This window comes from Pantoea sp. PGP6, from assembly GCF_053474785.1.
Genome location: NZ_JBQBMA010000002.1, coordinates 353,639 through 379,770, shown reverse-complemented (window position 1 = coordinate 379,770; position 26,132 = coordinate 353,639). Strand labels below are relative to the sequence as shown.

The following is a 26,132-nucleotide window of genomic DNA, read 5'->3' as shown; positions in this document are numbered from 1 at the left end:
TCCACACTTTTCAAAAGACAGAACAGAGCTTCTGACGCCGTAACGCGTAAGAAGTCGGGGTCAAAAAACAGTGAGGTTCAGCGTCACCAACGGAGGCGCCCGGGGACGATGGGTGCGCAGAAACCGTCGCCGCCGCGGTGGGTTGATAGCAGGCGGCGGTGGCGTCCGGCAGATCAGACACATCCACCAGATAAGCGGGGTAAACACCCACAGCATCAGCGGGACATGAATCAGTAAATCGCAGTAGCCACAGGCGAAACCCGGCTCCATCATCATGTCGTGACCTGGCATCGACATGTCGCTGTGATGCGCCATCATCGCTATATCACTGTGATGATGCTCCATCGGCATCTCGTCGCTTATGACTGACAGGCGCGGCTGACTGGCGCGATGCTCTGCCAGATTTTCAGACACCATCGGCGCAACAAACAACAGCAACACGGCCAGGATCGCAATACCGGCTGTGAGTCGTTGTCTGAAGGCAGTTGTATGCATGATTTACATCAGGGTCATGGGTCACAATTGAGGGCGGCAGTGTAACGTGAAGGGGGAAAAAGGGTTAAATAAAGTGGCGATAATCCTGAAAAAATCCGCACAGTTTGAACATATTCACTTTAATTCTGCTGTCATTTAACTTGTTCGTTACTCATGAAATACATAAGACTAACATTACTGCGCAACCAGACGATGGTCGGACGCGCTTATTGTTGTCAACAAAGGATGAAATATGAAAATCGTGATGCTGGATGGGGAAACGTTACCGCTGCCTTTAACCGCACCGCCAGGCTGCAGTGACTGGCAGGTACAGGGTCATACCGCAGAAGACGCCATCGTAACGGCACTGCAGGATGCCACGGTGGCGATCACCAATAAAGTGCCGCTGCGTGCCGCCACGCTAGAGCAACTCCCGTCGCTGCGGTTTATCTGCGTTGCCGCGACCGGCTATGACTGTATCGACATTGATGCCTGTCGCGCGCGTGGCATCGTGGTAAGCAATGTGCCGGGCTACTCGACACAGAGCGTGTCGGAAGGGGTGATTGCCGCTATTTTTGCCCTGCGTCGTCAGTTACTGGATTACGCTACCAGCACGCGCACGGCGTGGCCTGATGCGCAGCATTTTTGTCTGCACCGCCAGCCGATTCAGGATATAGGCGGTGCGACGCTGGGTATTATCGGCAAAGGCGAGATTGGTCAGGCCACCGGTAAACTGGCGCAGGCGTTGGGCATGAAGGTTCAGTACGCCGATCGCAAAGGCAGCAGGTCGCTGCGTGACGGCTATGTCAGTTTTGAACAGGTGCTGGCGACCAGCGATATCCTCTCGCTGCATTGTCCCCTGAGCGAACAGACCCGACAGCTGATTGACCGCGAGGCGCTGAGTAAAATGAAGCCGCAGGCGCTGTTGATCAACACCGCGCGCGGCGGGCTGATCAACGAGGGGGATCTGGCTGAGGCGCTGCAACAGGGCCGGATTAGGGGGGCAGCGCTCGATGTGCTGAGCAGCGAACCGCCTGACACCGATAATCCGCTGCTGCAACCTGGTTTGGCTAATCTGCTGCTTACGCCGCACATCGCCTGGGCCAGTGAGAGCGGGGTACATAATCTGCTGCAGGGTATTACCGCCAATCTTATCGCCTTTAGTCAGGGTCAGCCGATCAATGTGGTGAGCTGATTCAGAAAATCGAACGGCCCAGTTTATCGGTCAGACACTCCAGCGCGGCGGTTCCGGCCAGCGAATTGCCCGCGCTATCGAGCCCTGGTGACCAGACCGCGATGCTCATCTCTCCCGGAATGACCGCAATGATCCCGCCACCAACGCCTGACTTGGCGGGCATGCCGACGCGCCAGGCAAACTCGCCCGCGCCATCATACATGCCGCTGGTGATCATCAGGGCGTTAATCTGCCGCGCCTGGCGAGGGGTAATCATCCGGCTGCCATCCAGTGTCACCCCCTGATTTGCCAGATAGACAAAACTGCGCGCCAGTTCGATAGAGTTCATCGATAGCGAGCAGTAGTGGAAATAGGTTTGCATTACGCTGGTGACGTCGTTATCAAAATTCCCGAACGATTTCATCAGCCAGGCGATGGCGGCATTGCGCGCGGAATGCTCGAACTCGGAGCGGGCGACATGGCGATCGTAATTGATATCTGGCTGCTGACTTAGCTGACGCACGATCTCCAGCATTCGCTGACGCGGCGCGGTCAGGCGGGTCTCCAGCAGGTCGCAAATTACCAGCGCACCGGCGTTGATAAACGGATTGCGGGGCTTGCCCTGTTCCAGCTCCAGCTGCACCAGCGAATTAAACGGCTGGCCCGACGGCTCCTTGCCGACCCGCTGCCAGATTTCACCGTCGTCATAGCGGGTCAGCGCGACGGTCAGCGACAGCGCTTTGGAGATCGACTGAATCGAAAAACGTGTTTCCGCATCGCCCGCCTGATAGAGCGTGCCGTCACGCAGACAGACGGCAATCCCTAAATGGTCAGCGGCAACGTCCGCCAGCGCCGGAATGTAATTGGCCACTTTTCCCTGGTGGACCAGTGGACGCACCTGGTCCAGCACTTCCTGTAGCAGATCATTACTCAGATCGGACACGCACTCTTCTCCCGTCGATAATTACTGGCCGGGATGATGAGTGTCAGCGGCCAGCGAATCAAGGCTAATTTTCTGCCGTTGTCAGCCATACCGAAGCGCAGAGTCAGCCGATGGGCTTTGACTGGGCGGCCAGCGGAGCCAGCAGCATCTGCAGCAGGCTCAGGCCGGTCAACAAGGTGAACGGTAAGGTCCAGTTGCCGCTGTAGTCATGCAGCACGCCAAAAAACAGCGGCCCGAGCGCCGCCAGTGCATAACCGACGCACTGAGCCATACCCGACAGCTGTGAGGCCTGGCGATGATTACTGGCCCGCAGATTAAATAACGACAGGCAAAGCACCAGCGACGCGCCCGCGCCGAGTCCGGCCAGCGTCAGCCAGGCCAGCGCCGCCTGCGGCAGTAACAGCAGGCCCAGCATCCCCAGAAAAATGGCGGTGGAGGCAACAAAGGCGGTGAGCCGGGCATCTTTTACCCGCTTCAGCGCCACCATGCAGCCAAGATTGGCGACGATCGCTATCGCCTGATACCAGAACAGCAGCCAGCCCGCAGCAGCCTGACTAAAGCCATTGGCCTGGGCATACAGCGCGAACCAGTCAATCAGGGTATAAAACGCCAGCGACTGCAGCGCCATAAACAGCGCAATCTGCCAGCCTCCGGGCGACCGCCAGGGATGACGAGGTGCCACCATTTCTGAGGAGGGCGGCAGGGTAGTGGCGTGACGACGTAACAGCGGCAGCCAGGCAATCAGCGCCACCAGCCCGGGCAGCGCCCAGACTACCAGCGACAGCCGCCAGCCCGCTGGCGATAACTGACTCAGCGGCACTGCCACGCCCGATGCCAGACTGGCGGTAATCGACATGGTGGCGGCGTAGAGGCCGATATATCTGGCGGTATGGGCGGTGAAGTCGCGCTTTATCAACGGCGGAAGCAGTACATTTGCCGCCGCGATACCGGCACTCAGCAGCAGGGTGCCGCCCCATAATGCCGCTTCGGCAGGCAGCCAGCGCATCAGTGAACCCACAGTAATCAGGCAGAGCGCGCCCCACAAACTGCGTTCCAGCCCGATACGGTTGCCCAGCCAGGCCGCCACCGGCGCCAGCAGGGCAAACAGCATCAGCGGGATAAAGTTAAACAGCCCTGCTTCACCGGCGGTCAGGCCAAACGTCAGGCGGATATCCTGCAACACCGGGCCAACAGCCGTGATCGGGGCACGCAGGTTAGCGGCAGTGAGTAGCAGAACGAACAGAAAAAAAGCGGCGCTGGAAAACCGCGGTTGAGAGGTAGAAACGTGTTTAACTGGGGTCATCAGGATAATCGTCACAGGCAGCAGCGCTGCGGGGGCGTTGATTGACGTTAACGCTTACGCATCACAAGTGATGTCTGGACGCTACTTTACTGACCGCTATTACCGCTGTAAAGCCTTGTTATCCGTTGATATTTGTGTCGTCACACTTTCACCCCTCTGCCAGTGACTGCGAGAACGAGTCAGGCTGCAGGGATAGCTTACTGTGTCAGTGAAATTCGGGTTCCGGAAAATGACCACAATCGTTTTGATTAGGATTGGTACCCGGCGGGCAGGTTTGCTGACGGGTTTCACCAACAGTCACCGGTTTTTTATTACCCGGTTGGGCACTACAGGCGGTCAGGGCAGTAACTACCATCATCAGTCTGAGAAAACGCATATCCGCTCCTTATTGAGATTATCTTGAGCAAACAAACGTCGGTGGCCAGGTGATATCCGGCCAGAGGCGTATATACCTCAGTGTGGTGGGAAAGCGTAAATTGTCAATTAAAACAGGGCAAACATCAATGCGACCGGGAAACTCATCGGCCAGGTTGCCCCGACTAAAAATGCGCTCAGCAGTTTAATGCTCAGTTTATCTTTAGCGATAAAGAAGGTGATCAGCGTAGCGACCAATGCAACAACGGCATAAAAAATTAGCATACCCTGGTACAGTGTCATTGATATCTCCGCAGCGTCATTAAGGTTTTCGCAGCGCATAATGCGGATTTTTGTGATCCAGATCAAGTCAAACGCCGTTAAAAATCTAAAGAAACTGCACGCTGTACGCGGTGATAAGTTGAGAGAGGAACGGGCGATTTCAGGCTGAAACCGGGCGGCTAAAAAGCGGTTGAGCCGTTGCCGGCTGCCGTTGACTGACGAGAAAGCGCGCTGGCGAAGCAGAGGTTAAGAAACCGGCCGGCCGGAGCAGGCGGACCGGTTTGCCTGCAGCGCGCAGCGCGTGCTGCAATTACAGGCGTTAGCTCTGCAGATACAACGCCATTACCTCATCGAGATTGGGTTCACGAGGGTTACCGCCGGTACAGACATCATCCAGCGCCGCCTGGGCCAGCGCAGCAATATCCTTATCCTGCAGGCCGACTTCCCGCAGGGATCGCGGAATGCCTACATCCTGGCAGAGCTGTCTGACCGCTTCCACAGCCGCCTGTCGCGCCTGATCGAGCGACAGGGTATCCACCTGCTTCACGCCCATCGCATGAGCAATATCGCGATATTTTTCGCCGGTGGCGGGCGCATTCCACGCCATCACCTGCGGCAGTAAAATCGCGTTAGCCACGCCGTGCGGCACGTTATAAAACGCACCCAGCGGATGGGCCATGCCGTGAACCAGCCCCAGTCCGACGTTGGAGAACCCCATGCCCGCCACATATTGGCCCAGCGCCATCTGCTCCACCGCATCGATGTTTCCCGCCACCGCGTCACGCAGCGAGTGGCTGATCATCTCAATCGCCTTGAGGTGCAGCATATCGGTTAACGCCCAGGCACCACGGGTAATGTATCCTTCTATCGCGTGGGTCAGGGCATCAATACCGGTCGCGGCTTTGAGCGAGGCGGGCATACTGGCCATCATTTCGGCATCAATTATTGCCACTTTAGGAATGTCATGCGGATCAACGCAGACGAATTTGCGGCGGTTCTCTTCGTCGGTGATGACGTAGTTAATGGTCACTTCCGCCGCCGTACCGGCGGTGGTCGGAATGGCAATGATGGGCACGCAGGGATGGCGGGTGGGGGAGACGCCTTCAAGGCTGCGCACATCTTCAAACTCAGGATTATTGATAATAATGCCGATCGCTTTGCTGGTGTCCTGCGGTGACCCGCCGCCAATGGCGATCAGATAGTCAGCACCCGATCGTTTAAAACATTCAACCCCTGCCTGCACCACCCGAATGGTAGGGTTCGGGACAACCTCATCATAGAGTGCCCAGTTGAGCTGATATTGTGCCAGTAAATCTGTCACCCGCTTCAGAGCACCGGCTGCCACCAGTGCTTTATCAGTGACGATCAGCGCTTTACGCATTCCACGACGCTGAACCTCTTCCGGTAAATGGCGTAACGCACCCGCGCCAAACCAGGCGGTCTCATTCAGAATCATACGTTGGGTCATCAAAACATCCTCTGTTAACAAATGAATATTTACCTTCCGCGTTTAATCAGTGACGTTCTGCGCATAAGCTCTCAGAAAAAGGTAAAGGCATTTGATAAAAATCAATCAATTAACGAGAAGTGTATCGACTGGAGGCAGACGTGCCGCAGACCGCCCGGCGGTGACGCGTGCCGAACAGTCTGATTTCTGCGCTTAGCGGCGTGAATTTCCCCACGTCTTCTTTTGCTATGTAACACTTCGTCAGGAGCAACTGACACTTTCATAAGAGGAAAAGCCATGACCCGGTTCGTAATGAACAAAAAGGATGACCTTGTTGATAGCGCGTTAGACGGCATGATTTACGCCAGCCCGTGGGGCAATCTGGTGCGGCTGGCGGTCGCGCCTCGCATCCGTATCGTGATGCGTAAAGAGTGGCAGAAACAGCAGGTTGCGCTGATTTCCGGTGGCGGATCGGGGCATGAACCGGCGCACGTCGGATTTATTGGTAAAGGGATGCTGACGGCCGCGGTGTGCGGCGATCTGTTTGCCTCGCCCAGCGTCGATGCGGTGTATAACGCCATTATCAATCTGACCGGTGACGCGGGCTGCCTGTTGATCGTCAAAAATTACACCGGTGACCGGCTCAATTTTGGTCTGGCGGCGGAGAAAGCGCGCAAAGCGGGCTTTAAGGTCAACATGGTGATTGTGGGTGATGATGTCGCTTTGCCCGATAATCCTCAGCCGCGTGGGGTAGCCGGTACGCTGCTGGTGCATAAAGTGGCGGGTTTTGTCGCCGAACGTGGTGACGATCTGGCGGCAGTGACCGCGGCAGCAGAGTCAGCCAGCCAGGCCATCGCGAGCATGGGTGTGGCGCTATCGAGCTGCCATCTGCCTGATGAACAGAGCGGTCAACGCGTGCCGGAGGGCAGCGTTGAGATGGGGCTGGGTATCCATGGTGAGCCGGGCGTGGACGTGCTGAAAACGCAGAACAGCGAGCAAATTGTGCAGCATCTGCTGGAGAAAGTGATGCAGAAGGGCGATCCGCAACAGCCGCGGGCGCTGCTGGTCAATAATCTGGGCGGCATGTCGGCGCTGGAGATGAGTCTGGTCACCCGTGACCTGATTGCTTCGTCACTTAGCCAGCAGGTCAGCTATCTGATTGGACCCGCGCCGCTGATGACGGCGCTGGATATGAAAGGTTTTTCGGTTACCAGCATGACGCTGACACCCCTGTTTGAACAGGCGCTTTGTGCGCCGGTAGAGGTTACGGGTTGGGTGAAAGCGATTAAGCTGAGTGAATTACAGCCGGTTAGTGCGGAGCAGCAGGTGACTGAACATACCGCCACGCCTTCGGAAAATCCGGCTGTCGCCCGTATAGTGAACAGCATATGCGAAACCCTGATCGCCAGTGAAAGTGAACTGAACCAGCTGGATGCGCAGGTGGGCGATGGTGACACCGGCTCGACCTTCGCTGCCGGTGCTCGCCAGATCCAGCGCGAATGTGCGGACAACCAGCTGCCGCTCAACGCGTTACCTGATCTGCTCGCGGTCACCGGAGAACGGCTGGCCACGGTGATGGGGGGTTCCAGCGGCGTGCTGATGGCCATTTTCTTTACCGCAGCTGCTCAGCAACTGGCTGAAGGCGATGCCTTGCCCGCCGCGCTGCAGCAGGGGCTGGAAAAAATGAAGCAGTATGGCGGCGCGCAACAGGGTGATCGTACCCTGATCGATGCGCTGCAACCGGCGATTGAGGCGATGGTCGCAGGCAAATCGCTGGCGGAGGTGGCCGCTGCGGCGCAGCAGGGCAGCGACGCCACCGCCACCATGGGTAAAGCCAAAGCGGGACGCTCATCCTACCTCAACAGCGATAATCTCAATGGCGTACCCGATCCCGGTGCGGTGGCGGTGGCGCGGGTGTTTGCCGCCCTGAATAAAGGTTAACGCTGACGGCGCGGTTAGGAGAGTAGTCGCGCCTGTAAAAAGGCCAGTAACTGACGGTTTACCTCACTGCGCTGACGGTGCTGGGGGTAAACCGCATTCAGCGCCAGCGACGTTGGATGAAACGGTTCCAGCACCGTCACCAGCTCGCCCCGCTGTAACGCTGGACCGACAATGAACTCGGGCAGCAGGACCAGCCCCAGGCCCGCCAGCGCCGCATCCAGTAGCACTTCACCGTTGTTGCTGACCATCGGCCCCTGGACAGCCAGCCATTTAGGTTTGCCGCTGACCTGTAACTCCCAGCCATTCTGACCCTCCCGACCATAGCGCAGGCAGGCGTGTTGCAGCAGTTCTTCCGGCTGTTGTGGCGTGCCGGCCCGGGCCAGATAGGCGGGACTGCCACAAATCACCCGTTTCAGCTCGCCTAACGGACGGGCAATCAGTGTGGAATCGGCCAGTGCGCCAATGCGGATTGCCATATCAACGCCTTCACCAATCACATCGACATAGCGGTCGGCCAGCTCAATCTGAAACTGCAGTGCCGGATGCTGGCTGAGAAACTCCGCGATCAGCGGCGAAAGATGGTTCATGCCAAATGACATCGGCAGATTGATGCGAAAGCTGCCGCGCAGAGTCTGACGCTGTTCCGATACCGCCAGCTCCGCTTCCTGAATGTCATCAAGAATGCGCTGGGCGTGCTGCGCGAACAGCAGACCGGCATCAGTTACTGACAGTTTGCGGGTATTTCGAATCAGCAGGCGTGCGCCAAGCGAGGCTTCAAGCGCGGCCATACGACGACTCACATACTGCTTCGATAACATTAACTGGTCCGCCGCTGCGGTAAAGTTGCCTGCATGAATGACGGCGACGTAGATCCGGAGGTCTTCGATCTGCATTAATTCTGCTTCCGGGTGACAAGGCTGAGCATTGTCTTGTTTATTATTCAGAAGCGTTAACTTATATCGATTAAATTGCCAAAGGACAACGGCGTCGCGCTCCGCATCGCTTATCAGGCTGATCCCGGCATAAAGCCGCTAAATCTTACAAAACCGTTATATTTAAGCAGCAGCAACCGGCAACAACCCGCTAGCCTGCCGCAATTTACCCTGATAAAACCCTGTAAAGGAGTGACTGGTGAAGAAATTACTCTGTGCAATGATGCTGGCTACGCTGCCTGCGACCACCCTGGCAGCGTCAGTATTTACCTTGCAGTCAAAAGATTTCAGCGATAATGCGCTGCTGGATAAAAAGTTTGCCGGTGCGAATAAAAGTAATCCGTCCTGCACTGGCGAGAACATTTCACCAGAACTTAACTGGTCTGCCGTTCCCGCCGGCACCCGCAGTCTGGCCCTGCTGATGACCGATCCGGTGGGCGCTAAAGGGCAGGGCGTGACGCATATGGTAGCCTATAACATTGCGCCGGATCGCAGCGCCTTTGCTCAGGGCGAACTGACTCAGGGCAAAGGGTATACCGGCGGCAAAAATACCCCTGGCACTCAACACTATTACGGACCCTGTCCACCAGCGGGCAGCGGTCTGCATCATTATAACTTCGTGCTGATTGCGACCGATCTGCCGGCAGGCCAGCTCAAAGCGGGGTTAACCCAGACGGAGCTGCTGAGCCAGCTTAAAGGTCACGCGATTGGCGCGGCCAGTACCGTGGGCCGCTTCAGTAACGAGTAATCCTGCGTGAACAGCCTGCCGTAAGGTGAGTGACTTTACGGCAGCAGAGACGGTTAGTCGCCGCTGAACATTTCGCGGATACGCTGGGCGATGTAAGCGGTATGGGTTTCCAGCGCAAAATGGCCACTCTCCAGCATCTCCACCACCGCCAGCGGATTATCGCGCTGCCAGGCCGCCGCGCCAGGCGGAATAAAGAACGGATCGTGTTTGCCCCAGATCACCAGGGTCGGCAGCTGCTGCTGGCGGAAGAAGGCCTGAAAGGCCGGATAGAGCCGCAGATTGCTGGCGTAATCCAGAAACAGCGCGAGCTGAATCTCTTTATTGCCGGGGCGATCCATTAACAGCGTGTCGAGGGTATAACTCTCCGGCGCGATCTGCTGCGGATCGCTGACGCCATGCAAATACTGCCACTTAACGCCTTCCGGCGTCAGGATGGCGTCGCGGATCACCTCTCCATTTGCTTCGGTCGGATCGTCCCAGTAAGCCCGCACCGGCGCCCAGGCATCACCGAGCCCCTCCAGATAAGCATTGCCATTTTGAGAGATCAATCCGCTGACGCGCTCGGGATAAGCCAGCGCCAGCCGCAGCCCGGCAGGCGCACCATAATCGAAAACATACATCGCATAGCGCTTAAGCCCTAATGCATCCACAAAGGCGGTCAGCGTCTGACCAAAGGCATCGAAGGTATACGGATAGTTGCGTTCCGCAGGCACCTCAGTAAAGCCGAAACCGGGCAGGTCGGGGGCAATAATGTGGAATTTATCGGCCAGCAGCGGAATTAAATCGCGGAATTGATGAGACGAGGTGGGAAAGCCGTGCAGCAACAGCAGCGCAGGCAGCGCAGTATTGCCCGCTTCACGATAAAAAATATTTACGCCGTCAGCTTGCTGATAGCGGTAGGCGATCGGTACCGGTTGAATCGACATGGGCGCTTCCTGTAACTGTTAAAGCTATGTTTAAGGGGTTACGAAAAGTCATTATGCACCCTCTTTGTAACCTGTAAAGATACTTTTAATGGTTGCCTGACGCCACTGTAACTGTTCAAAAGTGTTTTCATCGGTTACATTGGCCGCAGCGGATACTGGCGATACAGGATAAAGAGATGGCGGAGAAGCACACAATTAACCCGCAGGGACCGTGGTTTCTGGCGGATCATCCGGCACTGGATTTCATCAACACGATAGCCAGGGTCGACGGCCAGCCGCACGATTTCTGGCAAAGCGATCGGGATGTCGAGGCCTGGCTACAGCAGGCCGATCTGGTGACAAACACCACGCCGGTTCAGTACCAGCCAGGTGTATTGTTACAGGCAGCGCGACAGCTCCGGCAGATCATTCGTGACGCGGTACAGCAGCTGAAAGCGGGCGCGGCGGTTGATCCGCAGGCGCTTAATGCTTATCTGCAGGTGGCAGAGAGTCATTTGCAGCTCGATAATGACGGTGAAGGTGGGCTGCAGCTCCGGCGGGTTTATCCGGATCACACTGCGACGCAGCAGCTGGGGCGGGTTGCAGAACAGGCGGCGACGTTACTGACGCAGGAGGATGTCAGCCGGCTGCGGGCCTGCGAACACCCGGCCTGTACCCTGTGGTTTTACGATCGCACCAAAGCACATCGTCGTCGCTGGTGCAGTATGGCGCTGTGCGGCAATCGGGCTAAAGTCGCGCGCTTCAGGCAGTTGAATCCGGCAGGGAAATAACCGACGGCTGATAAAAAGACACCCTGCAAATGCAGGGTGTCGTCGGTCAGGCTATTTTGCCGGCGCTGCCGTGGGCTTAGGGCGTTTGCGCAGCTTATCAATCAGGCGCTGCGCTTCGGCTTTGGTGGCCACCGCAGGCGATGAGCCGGTCAGCGGTTGACGGGCGGTTTCATGCACCGTAAGGATAGTGATCAGACCAATCACACCGGCACCCATCATGTAGTAGGCGGGCATCATGTTGTTTTTGGTGGTATCCACCAGCCAGGCGGTGATCAGCGGCGTGGTGCCACCGAACAGCGATACTGACAGGTTAAAACCGATCGCCAGTGCGCTATAGCGAATGTCAGTGGTGAACAGCGCGGGCAGCGTAGAGGGCATGGTGCCGCTAAAGCAGGTGTGCAGTACGCCCAGAATCAGCAGCCCGCCAAACACCGCCCACATATTACCGGAACCGATCAGCATAAAGCTGGGAATTGCCAGCAGGATCAGACCCACCGCACCAAAACCAATCACCGGGCGACGACCAATGCGGTCGGTCCAGCGTCCCCACAGCAGCGTCAGCGGCATCATCACAAACATCGCCACCATCACCAGCAGCAGACCGCTCAGTTCGGGCAGACCCAGAACGCCAGTCAGATAGCTCGGCATGTAGGAGGTCAGCATGTAGTTCGAAACGTTAAACAGCAGCACCAGTCCGATACATTTCAGCATCGGTGCGCGGTATTTGCTCAGCATCTGCATCAGCGTCAGACGCGGCTTGCTCTGCTCCAGCGCCTCTTGTTTTTCCATATGCTGCTGGAATGCCGGTGTCTCTTCCAGTTTCAGACGCACATAGAGTCCGAACAGACCCAGCGGCGCGGCGATAAAGAACGGTACGCGCCAGCCCCATGTCATCATCGCTTCATTCGACATCAGGGTGGTCATCACCGTCACCAGGCTGGCGCCCAGCAGGTAACCGCCGATGGTGCCAAACTCCAGGAAGCTGCCCATAAAACCACGACGTTTATCGGTAGAGTATTCAGCGATAAAGGTCGCCGCACCACCATATTCACCGCCGGTTGAGAAACCCTGAATCAGACGCGCCACCAGCAACAGGATCGGTGCCATGATGCCTATCGATGAATATGCCGGGATCAGCCCGATACAGAAGGTACCGATCGACATCATGATCATGGTCATCGCCAGCACTTTCTGCCGGCCGATACGGTCGCCGAGCGGGCCAAACACCAGGCCGCCAATCGGACGCACCAGGAAGGCCGCAGCAAAAGTACCAAAAGTGGCAATCAACTGAACCGCGTTATTGGCATCCGGAAAGAAAACTTTGCCGATAATCACGGCGAGATAGCTGTACACGCCGAAATCAAACCACTCCATCGCATTACCCAGTGCGGCAGCGCCCACGGCACGCTTCAGCATGTCGTTATCGATCACGGTAATGTCATCAACAGTCAGCTCTTTTTGCTTCCTGTTCCAGAAGTGTTTCTTTGGATGTTCAGACGATAAGTTTCTGGTGTCCATATTCCCCTCAAATGCTTCAAATAAAGGAGTCTTATAGCTTTCGCAGCCGCAAAATAATGTTCAGAAGAAACCGTGGAAATGAAAGCTATAAGAAGCCGAATAATAGTTAAGCGAAGCGGCTGGTAACCGCAGCCGCCAAACCTTAGACCATTATTGTAAGTTATTGCAAGTTTTTGGAGTAAATAACCGCAGTTCCTGACAAACGCAGCAGGGTCTGTTTATTCATCCCTGCTTACGCTTATCAATATTTTGTAACCGAATTACAGATTTTATTATCGGAATGGCTGGGGCTGATAATTTAATAATACTGGCCGCATCAACCAAATAATTTCAGCGCTGCAACGCGATCAAGGGCGCGCATAATTAAATCCGTCTCTGCGGTGAGGCTGATGCGAATATAGTGCTGACCCGCCGGACCGAAACCTTCGCCAGGCGCGACCAGCAGATGTGCCTGCTCCAGTAACAGGGCGGCAAACTGCTTGCCAGTCATGCCAGATGGCGTGGCAAGCCAGAGAAAAAAGGTGCCCTGACGGGATGGTACCGGCCAGCGCAGCCTGGCCAGCTTAGCCAGCACCTGCACCCGTCGCTGATGCCAGCATTCGGTCAGCTGCGCGATCTGTTCAGACGGCAATCCCAGCGCGGTGATGGCGGCATCCTGCACGGCACCATAGACCGTGCTGTAACTGTGGGTATGCAACTTTTTAAACGCCGCGATGATCGAGGCATTGCCAACGGCAAAGCCGATCCGCCAGCCGGCCATCAGAAAGCTCTTCGACAGAGTATAAATTTCCACTCCCCATGCTTTGGCGTCAGGCTGAGCGAGCAGGCTGATCGGCTGTTCGCCGCGCTGGCTGCCGAGAGTGGCATAGGCAAAGTCGTGCACCAGCGGCACATGGTGCTGACGGGCAAAGGCCAGCGCGGCGGCAAACAGCGCGGGCGTCGCCAGTGCGCCGGTCGGGTTATGTGGATAATTCAGCAACAGCAGTCCGGCACGTGCTGCTATCGGCGCCGGGATCGCGTTAAAGTCCGGCAGGAAAGCGTTACTCGCCTCCAGCGGAATGCCGTAAAAATCCGCATTCGCCTGGCGGGCCGCTGAGCGATAAAGTGGATAGCAGAGATCGGTGGAAATCAGCACCTGGCCTGGGTTGAGCAGCGCGCGCGGCAGGCCGTTAACCGCAATATGCGCTCCCTGAAACACCGCAATTTCGCTGTCAGGATCGAGTGTCACGCCGTACTGCCGTTGATAAAAGTCAGCAATAGCCCGGCGCAACGCAGGTTTGCCCCAGAAAGAGGGATATTCATGATTTTCAGGCTGCGCCGCGGCTGCCTGCAGGGAAGCAATAATGCCGGGCGGTGTCGGCTGGCGCGGACTGCCCGAAGAGAGATCGATTAACGGCAGGTGCGGGTCATCGAACTGCGCCGCCTGCTTTTCTAACAGACTGAAGAGGTTCTCCTCCAGCCCTGCCACCATTTCCGATGCTGCAAACTCCGCCATAATATCCCCGAAAAGTGTCTGCTAAGCGGCAGAGCATGACACAGCCTGGTGATTCCTTTTTAGCAGAAATAACACTATCGATTGCCGTTAAATGAATTTCCAGCAGACAACTATCGTTAGCATAAAAAAGCCAAAGCGACGGGCGGGTTTTAACTATTCCTGATTACAGCGGCTGTGATTAAATCAATTTTTCTCACAATAATGAATAAGGTTTTTTATGCGCATCAGTTTTAAGGGAACGTGGTATCTGATGGCCGCCGCCGCAACGCTCATTTCCACCGCCCATGCTGCGGAAGAAAAAGTGATTCGTATTGGCTTTAATCCCGGCCCCTATAAAGAGCAGTTTGAAAAAGGGGTTGCACCCTGGCTAATTAAGCAGGGATATAAAATCGAATATAAAGATTTCAGCGATGGTATTCAGGTTAATGACGCGGTACACCGTGGCACTATTGACGCCAATATCATGCAGCATCCGGTCTATCTCAAATCGGTTAATGACCGGCTCGGTATCGATAATGTCGGCATTGTTCAGGTGCCGACACCGCCGATGGGGCTTTATTCTGAGCGCGTCAGACAACTGCCTACGCCAGCGCCGGGTACAACGGTTTCGGTACCGAATCAGCCCTCTAATGAATATCGCGCCGCGCTACTGTTACAGAGCATCGGCTGGCTGAAGATCAATCCTGACAGTGACGCAGCGACATTTTCACAGAAAAACATCAGCGAAAACCCGTACAAAATCGTGCTGAAGGAGATGGATAACGCGCAGCAGGTGCGGGCGTTGCCGGATGTCGATTTTGGCGTAATTCAGGGCAATTTCGCGGTATCAAGCGGCATAAAACTGAGTTCAGCGCTGAAGCTGGAAGCACCGACCAGTCAGTTTATTAACGTGGTTACCGTCGCCGGAAAGAATAAACAGGCGGCGTTTGCCCGCGATATTATTGCCGGCTATCACTCAGCGGAATTCAGACAGTATATCGTCAGTGATCCGCAATATAGCGGCTATCTGCTGCCAGATTATTTCAAATGAGCCAGCCAACTATCGTCTTTCGCCAGGTGAGTAAAACCTTCTCGCGTAATGGCGTTGAGGTTAAGGCGCTGGATAACGTTAACCTGACCATTAATCAGGGCGACATTTTCGGCGTCATCGGCACCAGCGGGGCCGGAAAAAGTACTCTGCTGCGGCTGATCAATCATCTGGAAACGCCGACGGCGGGCACGGTTGAGGTGCAGGGCGAAGCGTTACAGGGCGTCAGCAAAGCGCGCCTGAATCAGGTCAAAAAGCAGATCGGCATGATTTTCCAGCACTTCAATTTACTGAATGCCCGGACGGTTTTTCATAACGTGGCGATCCCGCTGATTTTACAGGGGCGGGATAAGGCTTTTATTACTGCACGGGTTGAAGAGCTGCTGGCGTTCGTCAACCTGAGCGACAAGGCCCACAGTTATCCGGATGAACTCTCCGGCGGCCAGAAACAGCGCGTCGGGATTGCCCGGGCGCTGGCAACCAACCCCGCCATTCTGCTGTGTGACGAGGCGACGTCGGCGCTGGACCCACAAACCACGGTGCAGATTTTGTTGCTGCTGCAGGAGATTAACCAGCGCTACGGCATCACCATCGTTCTGATCACGCATGAGATGTCGGTGGTGCAAAAAATCTGCAACAAAGTGGCGGTGATGGCGCAAGGCCGGATTGCTGAACAGGGTGACGTGCTGGCGTTGTTTGCCGATCCGCAACAGTCGGTCAGCGCCAGCTTTGTGCAATCGGTGATCCATGATCGGCTGCCACAGCAGACGATGGCGCTGCTGAGCCAGCAGCCGAACCTGCAGTCACTGCGGCTGGAATTCGTCGGCAGCACCGCCCAGCAGCCGATTATCCATCATCTGATCCGCAATTTTGCCGTCGAGGTCAATATCCTGTTCGCCAATATGTCGGAAGTGCAGCGCACCATTCTTGGCTTCATGATCGTTCAGCTCAGCGGGGAGCCGGCACAAATCGCGGCGGCAAAGGATTTTCTGACGGCAACAGGAGTGAAAATCAGTGATGTCTGATCTGTTTGATACTGCGGTTACCGGCGACCAGTTTTTAATCGCCTTGCAGGACACGCTGGTGATGGTGAGCGTATCGCTGGGGTTTGGTTCGCTGCTTGGCCTGCCGCTGGGCGTGATTCTGGTGATTTGCCGTCCTGGCGGCATCATGCCGAACCGGCTGGTGCATCAAATCCTCAATCCGGTGGTGAACATTATCCGTTCGCTGCCGTTTATTATTCTGCTGATTACTATTCTGCCGCTGACCCGTCTGCTGGTGAACACCACTATCGGCACCGCCGGTGCCATCGTCCCGCTGGTGATTTTTATTGCGCCCTACATTTCCCGGCTGGTGGAGAGTGCGCTGCTGGAGGTCGATGAGGGCATTCTTGAATCTGCCAATGCCATGGGGGCCACGACCTTTCAGACCATCTGGTACTTCATGTTACCGGAAGCCGCCTCGTCGCTGGTTCTCGCCCTGACCACGGCCACCATCGGCTTGTTGGGTGCGACTGCTATGGCCGGCACGGTAGGCGGCGGCGGGATAGGGGATCTGGCGATCACCTACGGCTACCAACGTTTTGATGCCTTTGCCACCCTCACCACCGCACTGGTGCTGATCGTCATCGTTCAGCTGTTACAAACCCTGGGGACGCGCCTGTCGCGTCGTATTCGCCGCGAGTAACCAATGAAAAACAGTGATTTAGCCGTGATGCACTGGGGGACTTATCACGTCACCACCGAGGAGGGGCGGCTGACAGCGGTAACGCCGGTGGCGTGGGATCGCAATCCTTCTCTGATTGGTCAGTCGCTGCCGGACGCGATACACAGTGACACGCGGGTGAAGTACCCGGCGGTGCGGCTGGGTTACCTGCAGGGTAAGCCCGCATCGCGCCAGTCACGCGGCAAAGAGCCGTTTGTTGAGGTGAGCTGGGAACACGCGTTACAGCTGGTGTCGGATGAGCTGGCGCGGGTGCGGCGGCAGCACGGCACTCAGGCCATTTATGCCGGCTCTTACGGCTGGTCGAGTGCCGGACGCTTTCACCATGCGCAGAGTCAGCTGCACCGCTTCTTCAACGGTTTTGGCGGCTATACCGGCAGCACCAACACCTACAGTATTGCCGCCGGTGAACGCACCTTACCGCATATCCTCGGCGATCTCGACACGTTGCAGCGTCAGCACACCCACTGGCCGGTACTGGCGCAGCATTGCGAGCTGTTTGTCGCGATCGGTGGCTTGCCGCTCCGCAATGCCCAGGTCAATGGCGGCGGGGCCAGCGATCATGCACTGGCGCACTGGCTGACGACGCTGCGCCAGAACGGCACCCGCTTTATTAATGTCAGCCCGGTCAGAAACGATCTGTCGGCGGTGCCGGATGCGGAATGGCTGGCGATTCAGCCCGGCTCTGATACCGCGCTGCTGCTGGCAATCGGTCAGGTGCTGATTGCGGAATCCCGCTACGACGCCGACTTTGTGGCCCGCTACACGGTGGGGTTCGATGAATATGCCGCTTATCTGACCGGCGAACGGGACGGCGTGGTGAAAACCCCGGAATGGGCCGCGCCACTGACCGGATTAGCGGCGGCGCAGATCCGCCAGCTGGCGCGGCAGATGGCGGAAAGCAAAACCATGGTCAATATTGCCTGGTCGGTGCAGCGTGCGCGGCAGGGCGAACAGGCGTTCTGGGCGGCGGTTGCCACCACGGCGCTGCTGGGCCAGATTGGCACGCCGGGTGGCGGGCTGGGTTTTGGCTATGCCTCGACCAACCTGGCGGGTGCTGCCCGGCGTCAGTTTTCCGGTCCCCGACTGCCTGCCGATCACAACCCGGTGCAGCAAAACATTCCGGTGGCGCGTATTGCTGACATGCTGCTGAACCCTGGTGGCAGCTATGCATTTGATGGGCAGCAGCGGACTTACCCTGATATCCGGCTGGTCTACTGGGCGGGCGGTAACGTTTTCCATCATCATCAGGACCTCAACAAGCTGATCCGCGCCTGGCAGCAGCCGGATACCATTATCGTGCATGAGCAGTTCTGGACTGCCCAGGCGAAGTTTGCCGATATCGTGCTGCCCGCCAGCACCTCGCTTGAGCGCGAAGATATCGGCAGTGCCAGCAATGATGGTTTTATGATCGCCATGCCGCAGCATCTGCCGCCGTTTGCCGGATCGCAGTCTGACTATGCGATTTTTGCTGCACTGGCAGAACGGCTTGGCTTCGCTGAGCGCTTCACTGAAGGACGTGATGTACGCCAGTGGTTAGCGGCAATCTACGATGCATCACGCCCACGCGCCGCGGAGCAGGGCATTGTGCTGCCCGACTTCGATACGTTCCGGGCCGCCGGCAAGCTGGAATATCCGCTGCCCGATACGTCGCAGATCCTGTTGCAGGCATTTCGTGACGATCCTGATGCCGCACCGCTGACGACACCTTCTGGCCGGATTGAGCTGTTTTCGCAGACGGTCGCCGGTTTTGGCTACGCCGAAGCGCCAGGATTTGCCTGGTGGGACCCGGACGAATATCAGGCGCAGCAGCAGGAGAAGCAGCAGTGGCCGTTGCATCTGCTCTCCAGCCAGCCGCGTACCCGGCTGCACAGTCAGTACGATCACGGGCGTATCAGCCAGCAAACCAAAATTGCCGGACGCGAGCCGCTCTGGATGCACCCGGATGACGCGGTACCGCGCGGCATCAGCGAAAACAGCATTGTGAAGGTGTTTAATGGGCGCGGGGCGGTGCTGGCGGGTGTTCATCTGACGCAGGATATCCGGCCTGGCGTGGTACAGATGTCGACCGGCGCTCGGTATGACCCGCTGGATCAGGATGGCGACCTGCCGCTGGATAAACACGGTAACCCTAACGTGCTGACCCGCGATTGCGGCAGCTCGCGACTGGGGCAGGGATGCAGCGCCCAGACCTGCTTTGTCGATATCGTGCGCTATGACGCGCCGTTACCCGCTATCACCGCCTGGCAGCCGCCGGAATTTGTCCGGTGGCCCACTGAATAAGCACTGAATAATGAGGCGGTTAAGAATAATCGCGTTATTCCCGCCGTCTGAATATCGATTGCAGGATTAGTTGGTAGTTAAACACCCGGTGAACTGGCAAGGTTAATTCATTCCATGCCAACAGGGTGTCAATAATGAGTGAGTTAACGTCATCATCATTACCGATCATTGATTTCGCGTTATTGTCCGGTAATAAACAACAGCAGCAGCAGTGCCTTGAAAAATTAGGCCAGGCAGCGCGCGATGTCGGTTTCTTTTATTTAATTAATCACGGCATTGATACTGATTTATTAAATGCGGTTCAGCGCGTCTCCCGGGATTTTTTTGCTTTACCCGAGCAGGATAAATTATCGGTCAGAATGGCCAATTCGCCCCATTTCCGCGGCTATAACCTTGCCGGTGTTGAAATTACCCGCAGCCAGCCTGATTTCCGTGAACAGTTTGATATTGGCGCTGAACGCGAGGCGTTGCCGGTCACCGCTGAGTCTCCCGCCTGGCAGCGGATGCAGGGTCCGAACCAGTGGCCCGCCGCGCTGCCTGAGCTGCAAACGGTGGTGACCCGCTGGCAGCAGGAGATGACCTCGGTGGCGCTGGAGCTGCTGCGGGCCTTTGCCGAGGCGCTGGATCTGCCGCGTCACGCCTTCGACAACCTGTATGGCGACTACCCCAACGAACACATTAAGCTGATCCGCTACCCGGGTCGTACCGACAGCGAATCGCGTCAGGGCGTGGGTGCGCATAAAGACTCAGGCTTTCTGACGCTGCTGCTGCAGGACGATCAGCCAGGCTTGCAGGTGGAGGTTACGCCTGACCACTGGGTTGACGCATCGCCGCTGCCCGGCGCTTTTGTGGTGAATATCGGCGAACTGCTGGAGCTGGCGACCAACGGCTACCTGCGCGCCACCGTGCATCGGGTGGTGTCGCCTCAGCAGGCCAGTGAACGGCTCTCTATCGCCTTCTTCCTGGGGGCGCAGCTGGATGCCGTGGTGCCGATCTATCAGTTGCCGCCGTCGCTGGCCCGGCTGGCGCAGGGACCGAGCAGCGATCCGCTTAATCCGCTGTTACGTGAAGTGGGCTGGAACTACCTCAAAGGCCGGTTACGTTCCCATCCGGAAGTCGCCCAGCGTTTCTACCCTGAACAAGCTCAACACTGATAATAAGAGATAAATGATGATTAAAAAGCGCGTCTTAGCCCTTGCCGGGCTCACTTTGCTGATTGCTCAGAGTTTGCAGGCAGCGCCATTACGTGTCGCAGCCGATCCGGTGCCACACGCGGAAATTCTGGAATATGTCAAAACCCTCGATCCGACACTCGATTTTAAAATCGTCGAGCTGAGCGGCGGCGTGAATGCCAACGAGCTGCTGGCATCAGGTGATGTCGACGCCAACTATTTCCAGCATCTGCCTTATCTGAAAGATCAGGAAAAAGCGCTGGGGAAAACCTTCGCGGTGGCGGCCAGTGTGCACATAGAGCCGCTGGGCATTTACTCTCATAAAGTGAAAAGCCTGGCGGCCCTGCCGCAGGGTGCCAGCATCGCGGTGCCGAACAACTCCACCAACCTGAGCCGGGCGCTGTGGCTGTTGCAGGACAAAGGGCTGATTAAACTGGGCGCCCAGGGCGAAACGGGTTCAACGCTGGTGACGCCAAAAGATATCAGCGACAACCCGAAACAGATCAAAATCATTGAGATTGAGTCACCGCAGCTGCCACGGGCGCTGGATGATGTGGATGCGGCGGTGATCAATGGCAACTACGCGCTGGAGGCGGGGCTGACGCCAGCGAAAGATGCGCTGGGACTGGAGTCAGCGAATCACAATCCGTATGCCAACCTGCTGGTGACCACGCCCGGGCTGGTTAAAGATCCGCGTATTCTGCAGCTGGCGAAAGATCTGCGCTCGCCGCAGGTGGCCGACTTTATCCGCAAAAATTATCACGGCTCGGTGATCCCGGTAGCGGACCCGCAGCATGATTAAACTTTCACATCTCAGCAAACACTATCCTGGCGCGGCAACCCCCGCCCTGGATGACCTGTCGCTGACCATCGAAGAGGGGACAATTTTTGGCATTTTAGGCCGCAGCGGCGCCGGGAAAAGTACCCTGCTGCGTTGCCTGAACCGGCTGGAGACTCCGTCCAGTGGCCAGATTGAGATTGATGGAGCGGACATTGCCGCCATGAGCCTGGCGCAGTTGCGCCAGCAGCGGCAGCAGATGGGGATGATCTTTCAGCACTTCAATCTGCTGCACTCGCGCAATGTGCATGACAACATCGACCTGCCACTGGAGATCGCTGGCGTACCGCCCGCCGCGCGGCGTCAGCGGGTCAGCGAACTGCTGCAACTGGTTGGGCTGACCCCTTTTGCAGCGGCGCGGCCGTCGCAGCTCTCCGGCGGGCAAAAACAGCGGGTCGGTATCGCCCGCGCGCTGGCGGCCAGGCCGCGTTATTTGCTGTGTGATGAAGCAACCAGCGCGCTTGACCCTGAAACCACCGCATCGATTCTGGATTTACTGGCGGATATTCAGCAGCAGCTGAATATTACTATCGTGCTCATCACCCATGAGATGACGGTGGTGAAACGGATCTGCGACGGTGCCGCGCTGCTTGAACAGGGCCGGCTGGTGGAGAGCGGGTCACTGAGTCAGATCATGGCACGTGAAGAGGGACGTCTGCGGCAGCTTTTGCTGAAAGATGGCGAAGCGGACCGGGCCTTTATCGAAAAATATCAGCGTGGAGCCCTGACACGATGCGTAGCCTGACCAGCGAACGTTTTCAGCAACTGCTGCTGAACGCCACCGGAGAAACGCTTTACATGGTGCTGCTGGCGGCCCTGTTTACCGTGGCGATCGGTTTGCCGGTTGGCGTCTTACTGTTTCTGACCCGCCCGCAGGGCATTCTGCCTAACCGGGGAGTGTCATGGCTGCTGAATGCGCTGGTGAATACGGGCCGGGCGCTGCCGTTTGTGGTGCTGTTGATCGCGCTGATTCCGTTTACCCGCTTACTGGTGGGCACCACGCTGGGCAGTACCGCCGCGATCGTGCCGATCACCCTGGGCGCTTTTCCCTTTTTTGCCCGCATCGTCGAGAACGCGCTGGATGAGGTGGATCGCGGACGGATTGAAGCGGTGGTGTCGATGGGCGGCACCCTGTGGCATATCGTCAGTCGCGTCCTGCTACCGGAAGCGTTACCGGCGCTGGTGGCGGGCATTACCCTGACCATTGTGATGCTGATTGGCTTCTCAGCGATGGCCGGTGTAGTCGGCGGAGGGGGATTGGGCGATCTGGCGATCCGTTACGGTTATCAGCGTTTTGATAACCAGATTATGGCGGCCACCATCGTGGTGCTGCTGGCGCTGGTGATGCTGATTCAAAAACTGGGCGATCGGCTGGTCCGTTCGCTGGCCTATCGTCGCTAAGGGGCGCTGATGTTTCGTGTGATGTCGCCGAAAGGCTATCTGCAACGTCCCGGCCTGCGGGCGGAGGTGGGTGAAATCATCCGGCCGCTGGCCACGCATATTCATATCCTGACCTCGCCGCGCGCCTGGCAAGCGGTCAACCCGCAGCTCAGTATCAGTCTGGAGCAGGCCGGCATACGCTGGCAGCTCGACTATTTGCCCGGTGAATGCACCGATGCGGCGATTGCCGATCTCCAGCAACAGGTGCAGACGCATGGCGCATCGCTGATTCTGGCGATCGGCGGCGGCCGGGTGCTGGACTGCGCCAAAGCGATCAATGATGCGCTGCCGCAGGTACGGCTGGTTAATATGGCGACGGTGGCAGCGACCTGCGCGGCCTGGTCACCGCTGGCGATTATTTACAATCAACAGGGTGGTCATCTGCGCAGCCAGCCGCTCAGTTGTATGCCGGAGTGGATTCTGGTGGATAGCGAGGTGATTGCCAACAGCGATATACGCTATCTGCGCGCCGGCATGGTAGATGCGCTGGCGAAATGGATTGAGTTTGAACCCTATCAGCGGCAGACGCCGCACCGGCTGGCGCTGGATTTGAAAGTCAACGCCGCCAGGCAGGCACTGGAATGGTGTGAACGCTGGGGCGAAGCGGCCGTGGCGGCCAACATCGCGCAGCAGGTGACCCCCGCGCTGGAAAAAATTATCGAAGCCAATATTGTGCTGGCCGGACTGGCGAACAGCATTCAGGACAGCATGGCGACTCCCGGCTTTGCGCATGTGATTCACGACCGGCTGACGCATCAGCCTGAACTTCATCACTGGCTGCACGGTGAAAAGGTGGGCTTCAGCCTGCTGGTGCATTCATTGATCGAGCAGGATAACGGTCAGGTGGAGCCGACACTGTTATCACTGCTGCGGCGTTTCTACAGTCCGCTGACGCTGCCCGCTACTCTTCCTGATGCGGCGCTGCGGCAGATCGCCCAGGATATTCATTTCCCCGCCGCCAGCCTGGTTGATCTGCCCTTTACTATTGACCCACTCCGGCTTGAACAGGCGCTACGGGCGACCGCGGCGTTTAAACCGTCAATGCGGTCTGCGCCACCGGTGTAAAACAGTGCTTGCTAACCTACTAGCCGTAACCTACCTTTAGTAACTTAACGGTAACTCAAGCCAGGTGACGACGATGCACGCATTAATAGTGACAGCCCATCCCGATCGGGATGCTCATACTCACCGCGTTGCAGACCAACTGCAGCAGGGGATAATCGCCACAGGCCACCATACGGTTGAACGGGCAGACCTGGCAGCAGAAGGATTTGATCCGCGTTTCAATCCCGGTGATGTCGCACAGTTCAAAGGGCTGGCTGCTTCGCCGCCGGATGTGCTGGCAGAACAGCAACGCGTGGATCGCGCCGATGCGCTGGTGCTGGTCTATCCGGTCTACTGGTGGTCCTTTCCGGCGCAGCTGAAAGGCTGGATTGATCGGGTCTTCACTCAGGGCTGGGCTTATCAGGAGCAGGACGGGCGGATAGTGAAACGTCTCGGCCATCTTCCTGTTCATCTGATTGCATTGGGGGCTGCCGATACCCGAACCTACCTGCGGCACGGCTACTTCGCCAGCATGCGGAATCAGATTGATCACGGCATCTTTGATTACTGTGGCGCGCCGGTGGTGACCAGCGAACTGTTGCTGACCGGCGATGAGGGCTATCCTGAGTCGCACTTTCAACAGGCCCAGCAGTTGGGTCAGCGTTTGTTTGCCGATCGGAGACCTTATGATCAGTGAAAAGTCCGCCAGGCCGCGTCTGTCGCGTGAAGCCCGACGCAGACAGTTGTTAGACGTTGCATGGCAGTTGATGCAGGCCGAAGGCAGTGAGGCTTTGACGCTGGCCCGGGTTGGCGAAGCCGCGGGAGTCAGTAAGCCGGTAGTGTACGATCACTTCATCACCCGACATGGTCTGCTGGCGGCGCTCTATGCCGACTTTGATCGCCGCCAGACTGACCTGATGGAGGCGGCCATGCGTGCCGCGCCCGTAGTGCTACAACAGAAAGCGGAGGTGCTCGCCGCCTGTTATGTGGATTGCGTGATGACGGAGGGGCGTGAAATCCCTGAATTGCTTTCAGCGCTCAGCACCTCGCCTGAACTTGCCGCCGTTAAACGCCATTATCAGCTCGACTTTATCGCCCGCTGTCAGCACTGGTTTGCGCCTTTTAGTGGCGAAAACGGGATTGCTGAGGCCGGGATGTGGGGGATGCTGGGGGCCGCAGATGCGATAGCCGGCGCGGTGGTGCGCGGCGATATCAGTCAGGCAGAAGGTCAGCAGACGTTAACCGCGATAATCCTGGCACTGGTGGCCGGTAGCCGGACGCTGACAGCATAAAAATGGCGGCCCGCAGGCCGCCGAATCCTCAACCACAACAGATGTTGTGTAAGCAGTGGCAACGTACAATGATGATCGTTTACCCTTTCACGCCGCCAGCGGTTAAACCGCTGACCAGCCAGCGCTGCGCCAGCAGGAACACCAGCGTGATCGGAATGGCGGAGAGCACCGCAGCCGCGGCAAAATCGCCCCACAGATAGTTTTGCGGATTCAGGTATTGCTGCATCCCCACCGCCAGGGTGTAACTGTTAACATCACGCAGCAGCAGCGACGCGACCGGTACCTCAGTGACCGCCGCAATAAACGCCAGAATAAACACCACCGCCAGAATCGGCACTGACAGCGGCAGCAGCACCAGCCGGAACGCCTGCCAGGGCGTAGCACCGTCCAGCGCGGCGGCTTCTTCCAGCGAACCGTCGATGGTTTCGAAATAGCCCTTGATGGTCCAGACATGCAGCGCGATGCCGCCCAGATAGGCGAAGATCACCCCACCATGCGTATTCAGTCCGATAAAGGGCAGATACTGGCCAAGCCGATCAAACAAGGCATACAGCGCCACCAGCGACAGTACCGCCGGGAACATCTGGAAAATCAGCATCCCTTTCAGCAGGCTGGCGCGACCGGCGAAGCGCATACGTGCAAACGCATAGGCGCAGGTGGTGGAGAGCGCCACAATGCCCAGCGCACTGATGGCGGCAATCTTGACCGAGTTCCACAACCACAGCAGCACCGGGAAAGGCGGCGGCGTAATCCGTCCATCCGCGTGTTCAACGCTGAAGCCCAGCGCCAGCCGCCAGTGCTCCCAGGAGATCTGCTCCGGGATCAGGCTGCCGGTGGCGAAGTTGCCGGCACGCAGCGAAATAGCGATCACCATCAGCAGTGGAAACAGGATTGCGGCAATAAATAACAGCAGCAGCAGGTGCGTCATCAGCAGACGCAGCCGTTGCGATTTAGGTTGTACCATAGCCATAACAACTCCTTAGAACCTGGTCCATCAGGCTATTTTA

At 57.3% G+C, this 26,132-nt stretch carries 26 protein-coding genes; 15 read left to right on the top strand and 11 right to left on the bottom strand.

Going from position 1 to position 26,132, the window contains the following annotated elements; genetic code table 11:
• Positions 1 to 60: 60 nt before the first annotated feature.
• On the bottom strand, positions 61 to 495 hold the full coding sequence (locus tag ACLIBF_RS22215; protein ID WP_448310688.1) for a DUF2946 domain-containing protein: 435 nt from the start codon (positions 493 to 495) through the stop codon (positions 61 to 63).
• A 232-nt stretch (positions 496 to 727) separates the two neighbouring features.
• Between ACLIBF_RS22215 and ACLIBF_RS22210 the strand changes: the two genes are divergently transcribed.
• Entirely contained in the window at positions 728 to 1,669 is a 942-nt protein-coding gene (locus ACLIBF_RS22210) for a D-2-hydroxyacid dehydrogenase (RefSeq protein ID WP_448310687.1), read from the top strand.
• Position 1,670: 1 nt separating this feature from the next.
• Here the strand turns inward: ACLIBF_RS22210 and glsB are convergent, their stop codons facing one another.
• The 5 genes from glsB to fucO form a co-directional block, all read right to left on the bottom strand.
• Complete coding sequence (glsB, locus tag ACLIBF_RS22205; protein ID WP_448310686.1) at positions 1,671 to 2,591, bottom strand: glutaminase B; 921 nt, start codon at positions 2,589 to 2,591, stop codon at positions 1,671 to 1,673.
• 103 nt (positions 2,592 to 2,694) lie between these two features.
• The gene (locus ACLIBF_RS22200; RefSeq protein ID WP_094119185.1) at positions 2,695 to 3,894 is read right to left on the bottom strand and encodes a CynX/NimT family MFS transporter; all 1,200 of its coding nucleotides are present in this window, start codon (positions 3,892 to 3,894) and stop codon (positions 2,695 to 2,697) included.
• Positions 3,895 to 4,099: 205 nt separating this feature from the next.
• Positions 4,100 to 4,270: a hypothetical protein gene (locus tag ACLIBF_RS22195; protein WP_448310685.1), complete on the bottom strand. Its 171-nt coding sequence runs from the start codon at positions 4,268 to 4,270 to the stop codon at positions 4,100 to 4,102.
• A 107-nt stretch (positions 4,271 to 4,377) separates the two neighbouring features.
• Positions 4,378 to 4,551: a GhoT/OrtT family toxin gene (locus tag ACLIBF_RS22190; protein ID WP_008924737.1), complete on the bottom strand. Its 174-nt coding sequence runs from the start codon at positions 4,549 to 4,551 to the stop codon at positions 4,378 to 4,380.
• 298 nt (positions 4,552 to 4,849) lie between these two features.
• Positions 4,850 to 5,998 carry a lactaldehyde reductase gene (fucO, locus tag ACLIBF_RS22185; protein ID WP_448310684.1) on the bottom strand — a complete coding sequence of 383 codons (1,149 nt, stop codon included), beginning with the start codon at positions 5,996 to 5,998 and terminating at the stop codon, positions 4,850 to 4,852.
• Positions 5,999 to 6,274: 276 nt separating this feature from the next.
• Here fucO and ACLIBF_RS22180 point away from each other — a divergent pair, with 276 nt between their 5' ends.
• Positions 6,275 to 7,918, top strand: a complete 1,644-nt coding sequence (locus ACLIBF_RS22180; RefSeq protein WP_448310683.1) for a dihydroxyacetone kinase subunit DhaK — start codon at positions 6,275 to 6,277, stop codon at positions 7,916 to 7,918.
• A gap of 14 nt (positions 7,919 to 7,932) precedes the next feature.
• Here the strand turns inward: ACLIBF_RS22180 and ACLIBF_RS22175 are convergent, their stop codons facing one another.
• Complete coding sequence (locus ACLIBF_RS22175) at positions 7,933 to 8,811, bottom strand: LysR family transcriptional regulator (protein ID WP_094119149.1); 879 nt, start codon at positions 8,809 to 8,811, stop codon at positions 7,933 to 7,935.
• 238 nt (positions 8,812 to 9,049) lie between these two features.
• Between ACLIBF_RS22175 and ACLIBF_RS22170 the strand changes: the two genes are divergently transcribed.
• Entirely contained in the window at positions 9,050 to 9,598 is a 549-nt protein-coding gene (locus ACLIBF_RS22170; RefSeq protein WP_094119150.1) for a YbhB/YbcL family Raf kinase inhibitor-like protein, read from the top strand.
• A 53-nt stretch (positions 9,599 to 9,651) separates the two neighbouring features.
• Here the strand turns inward: ACLIBF_RS22170 and ACLIBF_RS22165 are convergent, their stop codons facing one another.
• Positions 9,652 to 10,524 carry an alpha/beta fold hydrolase gene (locus ACLIBF_RS22165; RefSeq protein WP_094119151.1) on the bottom strand — a complete coding sequence of 291 codons (873 nt, stop codon included), beginning with the start codon at positions 10,522 to 10,524 and terminating at the stop codon, positions 9,652 to 9,654.
• Positions 10,525 to 10,700: 176 nt separating this feature from the next.
• Here ACLIBF_RS22165 and ACLIBF_RS22160 point away from each other — a divergent pair, with 176 nt between their 5' ends.
• Entirely contained in the window at positions 10,701 to 11,294 is a 594-nt protein-coding gene (locus ACLIBF_RS22160; protein ID WP_448310682.1) for a CGNR zinc finger domain-containing protein, read from the top strand.
• 51 nt (positions 11,295 to 11,345) lie between these two features.
• On the opposite strand, the gene proP is transcribed toward ACLIBF_RS22160, so the two are convergent.
• Both proP and ACLIBF_RS22150 read right to left on the bottom strand, forming a co-directional pair.
• Positions 11,346 to 12,812 carry a glycine betaine/L-proline transporter ProP gene (proP, locus tag ACLIBF_RS22155; RefSeq protein ID WP_094119152.1) on the bottom strand — a complete coding sequence of 489 codons (1,467 nt, stop codon included), beginning with the start codon at positions 12,810 to 12,812 and terminating at the stop codon, positions 11,346 to 11,348.
• A gap of 316 nt (positions 12,813 to 13,128) precedes the next feature.
• Complete coding sequence (locus ACLIBF_RS22150) at positions 13,129 to 14,307, bottom strand: aminotransferase class I/II-fold pyridoxal phosphate-dependent enzyme (protein ID WP_448310681.1); 1,179 nt, start codon at positions 14,305 to 14,307, stop codon at positions 13,129 to 13,131.
• Between the two features lie 250 nt (positions 14,308 to 14,557).
• Here ACLIBF_RS22150 and ACLIBF_RS22145 point away from each other — a divergent pair, with 250 nt between their 5' ends.
• From ACLIBF_RS22145 to ACLIBF_RS22095, 11 genes are all read left to right on the top strand, one after another.
• Positions 14,558 to 15,337 (top strand): MetQ/NlpA family ABC transporter substrate-binding protein, encoded by a 780-nt coding sequence (locus tag ACLIBF_RS22145; RefSeq protein WP_208612729.1) that lies wholly within the window; start codon positions 14,558 to 14,560, stop codon positions 15,335 to 15,337.
• On the top strand, positions 15,334 to 16,359 hold the full coding sequence (locus tag ACLIBF_RS22140) for a methionine ABC transporter ATP-binding protein (protein ID WP_448310680.1): 1,026 nt from the start codon (positions 15,334 to 15,336) through the stop codon (positions 16,357 to 16,359). Before ACLIBF_RS22145 ends, ACLIBF_RS22140 begins: the two co-directional genes overlap by 4 nt.
• Positions 16,352 to 17,020, top strand: coding sequence for a methionine ABC transporter permease (locus ACLIBF_RS22135; protein WP_448310679.1), 669 nt, complete (start codon positions 16,352 to 16,354; stop codon positions 17,018 to 17,020). Before ACLIBF_RS22140 ends, ACLIBF_RS22135 begins: the two co-directional genes overlap by 8 nt.
• 3 nt (positions 17,021 to 17,023) lie before the next feature.
• Positions 17,024 to 19,339: a molybdopterin-dependent oxidoreductase gene (locus ACLIBF_RS22130; RefSeq protein ID WP_448310678.1), complete on the top strand. Its 2,316-nt coding sequence runs from the start codon at positions 17,024 to 17,026 to the stop codon at positions 19,337 to 19,339.
• A 134-nt stretch (positions 19,340 to 19,473) separates the two neighbouring features.
• Positions 19,474 to 20,493 carry an isopenicillin N synthase family dioxygenase gene (locus ACLIBF_RS22125; RefSeq protein ID WP_448310677.1) on the top strand — a complete coding sequence of 340 codons (1,020 nt, stop codon included), beginning with the start codon at positions 19,474 to 19,476 and terminating at the stop codon, positions 20,491 to 20,493.
• Positions 20,494 to 20,509: 16 nt separating this feature from the next.
• On the top strand, positions 20,510 to 21,313 hold the full coding sequence (locus tag ACLIBF_RS22120) for a MetQ/NlpA family ABC transporter substrate-binding protein (protein ID WP_448310728.1): 804 nt from the start codon (positions 20,510 to 20,512) through the stop codon (positions 21,311 to 21,313).
• Positions 21,306 to 22,094, top strand: coding sequence for a methionine ABC transporter ATP-binding protein (locus ACLIBF_RS22115; RefSeq protein ID WP_094119158.1), 789 nt, complete (start codon positions 21,306 to 21,308; stop codon positions 22,092 to 22,094). The genes ACLIBF_RS22120 and ACLIBF_RS22115 overlap by 8 nt, the downstream gene beginning before the upstream one ends.
• Positions 22,082 to 22,750 (top strand): methionine ABC transporter permease, encoded by a 669-nt coding sequence (locus ACLIBF_RS22110; RefSeq protein WP_094119159.1) that lies wholly within the window; start codon positions 22,082 to 22,084, stop codon positions 22,748 to 22,750. The genes ACLIBF_RS22115 and ACLIBF_RS22110 overlap by 13 nt, the downstream gene beginning before the upstream one ends.
• A 9-nt stretch (positions 22,751 to 22,759) precedes the next feature.
• Positions 22,760 to 23,854 carry an iron-containing alcohol dehydrogenase family protein gene (locus ACLIBF_RS22105; RefSeq protein WP_448310676.1) on the top strand — a complete coding sequence of 365 codons (1,095 nt, stop codon included), beginning with the start codon at positions 22,760 to 22,762 and terminating at the stop codon, positions 23,852 to 23,854.
• Positions 23,855 to 23,927: 73 nt separating this feature from the next.
• Positions 23,928 to 24,530, top strand: coding sequence for an NAD(P)H-dependent oxidoreductase (locus ACLIBF_RS22100; protein WP_448310675.1), 603 nt, complete (start codon positions 23,928 to 23,930; stop codon positions 24,528 to 24,530).
• Positions 24,520 to 25,125, top strand: a complete 606-nt coding sequence (locus ACLIBF_RS22095; RefSeq protein ID WP_094119162.1) for a TetR/AcrR family transcriptional regulator — start codon at positions 24,520 to 24,522, stop codon at positions 25,123 to 25,125. Before ACLIBF_RS22100 ends, ACLIBF_RS22095 begins: the two co-directional genes overlap by 11 nt.
• A 79-nt stretch (positions 25,126 to 25,204) precedes the next feature.
• Here the strand turns inward: ACLIBF_RS22095 and malG are convergent, their stop codons facing one another.
• Positions 25,205 to 26,095 (bottom strand): maltose ABC transporter permease MalG, encoded by an 891-nt coding sequence (gene malG, locus ACLIBF_RS22090; protein ID WP_094119163.1) that lies wholly within the window; start codon positions 26,093 to 26,095, stop codon positions 25,205 to 25,207.
• Between the last annotated feature and the right edge of the window lie 37 nt (positions 26,096 to 26,132).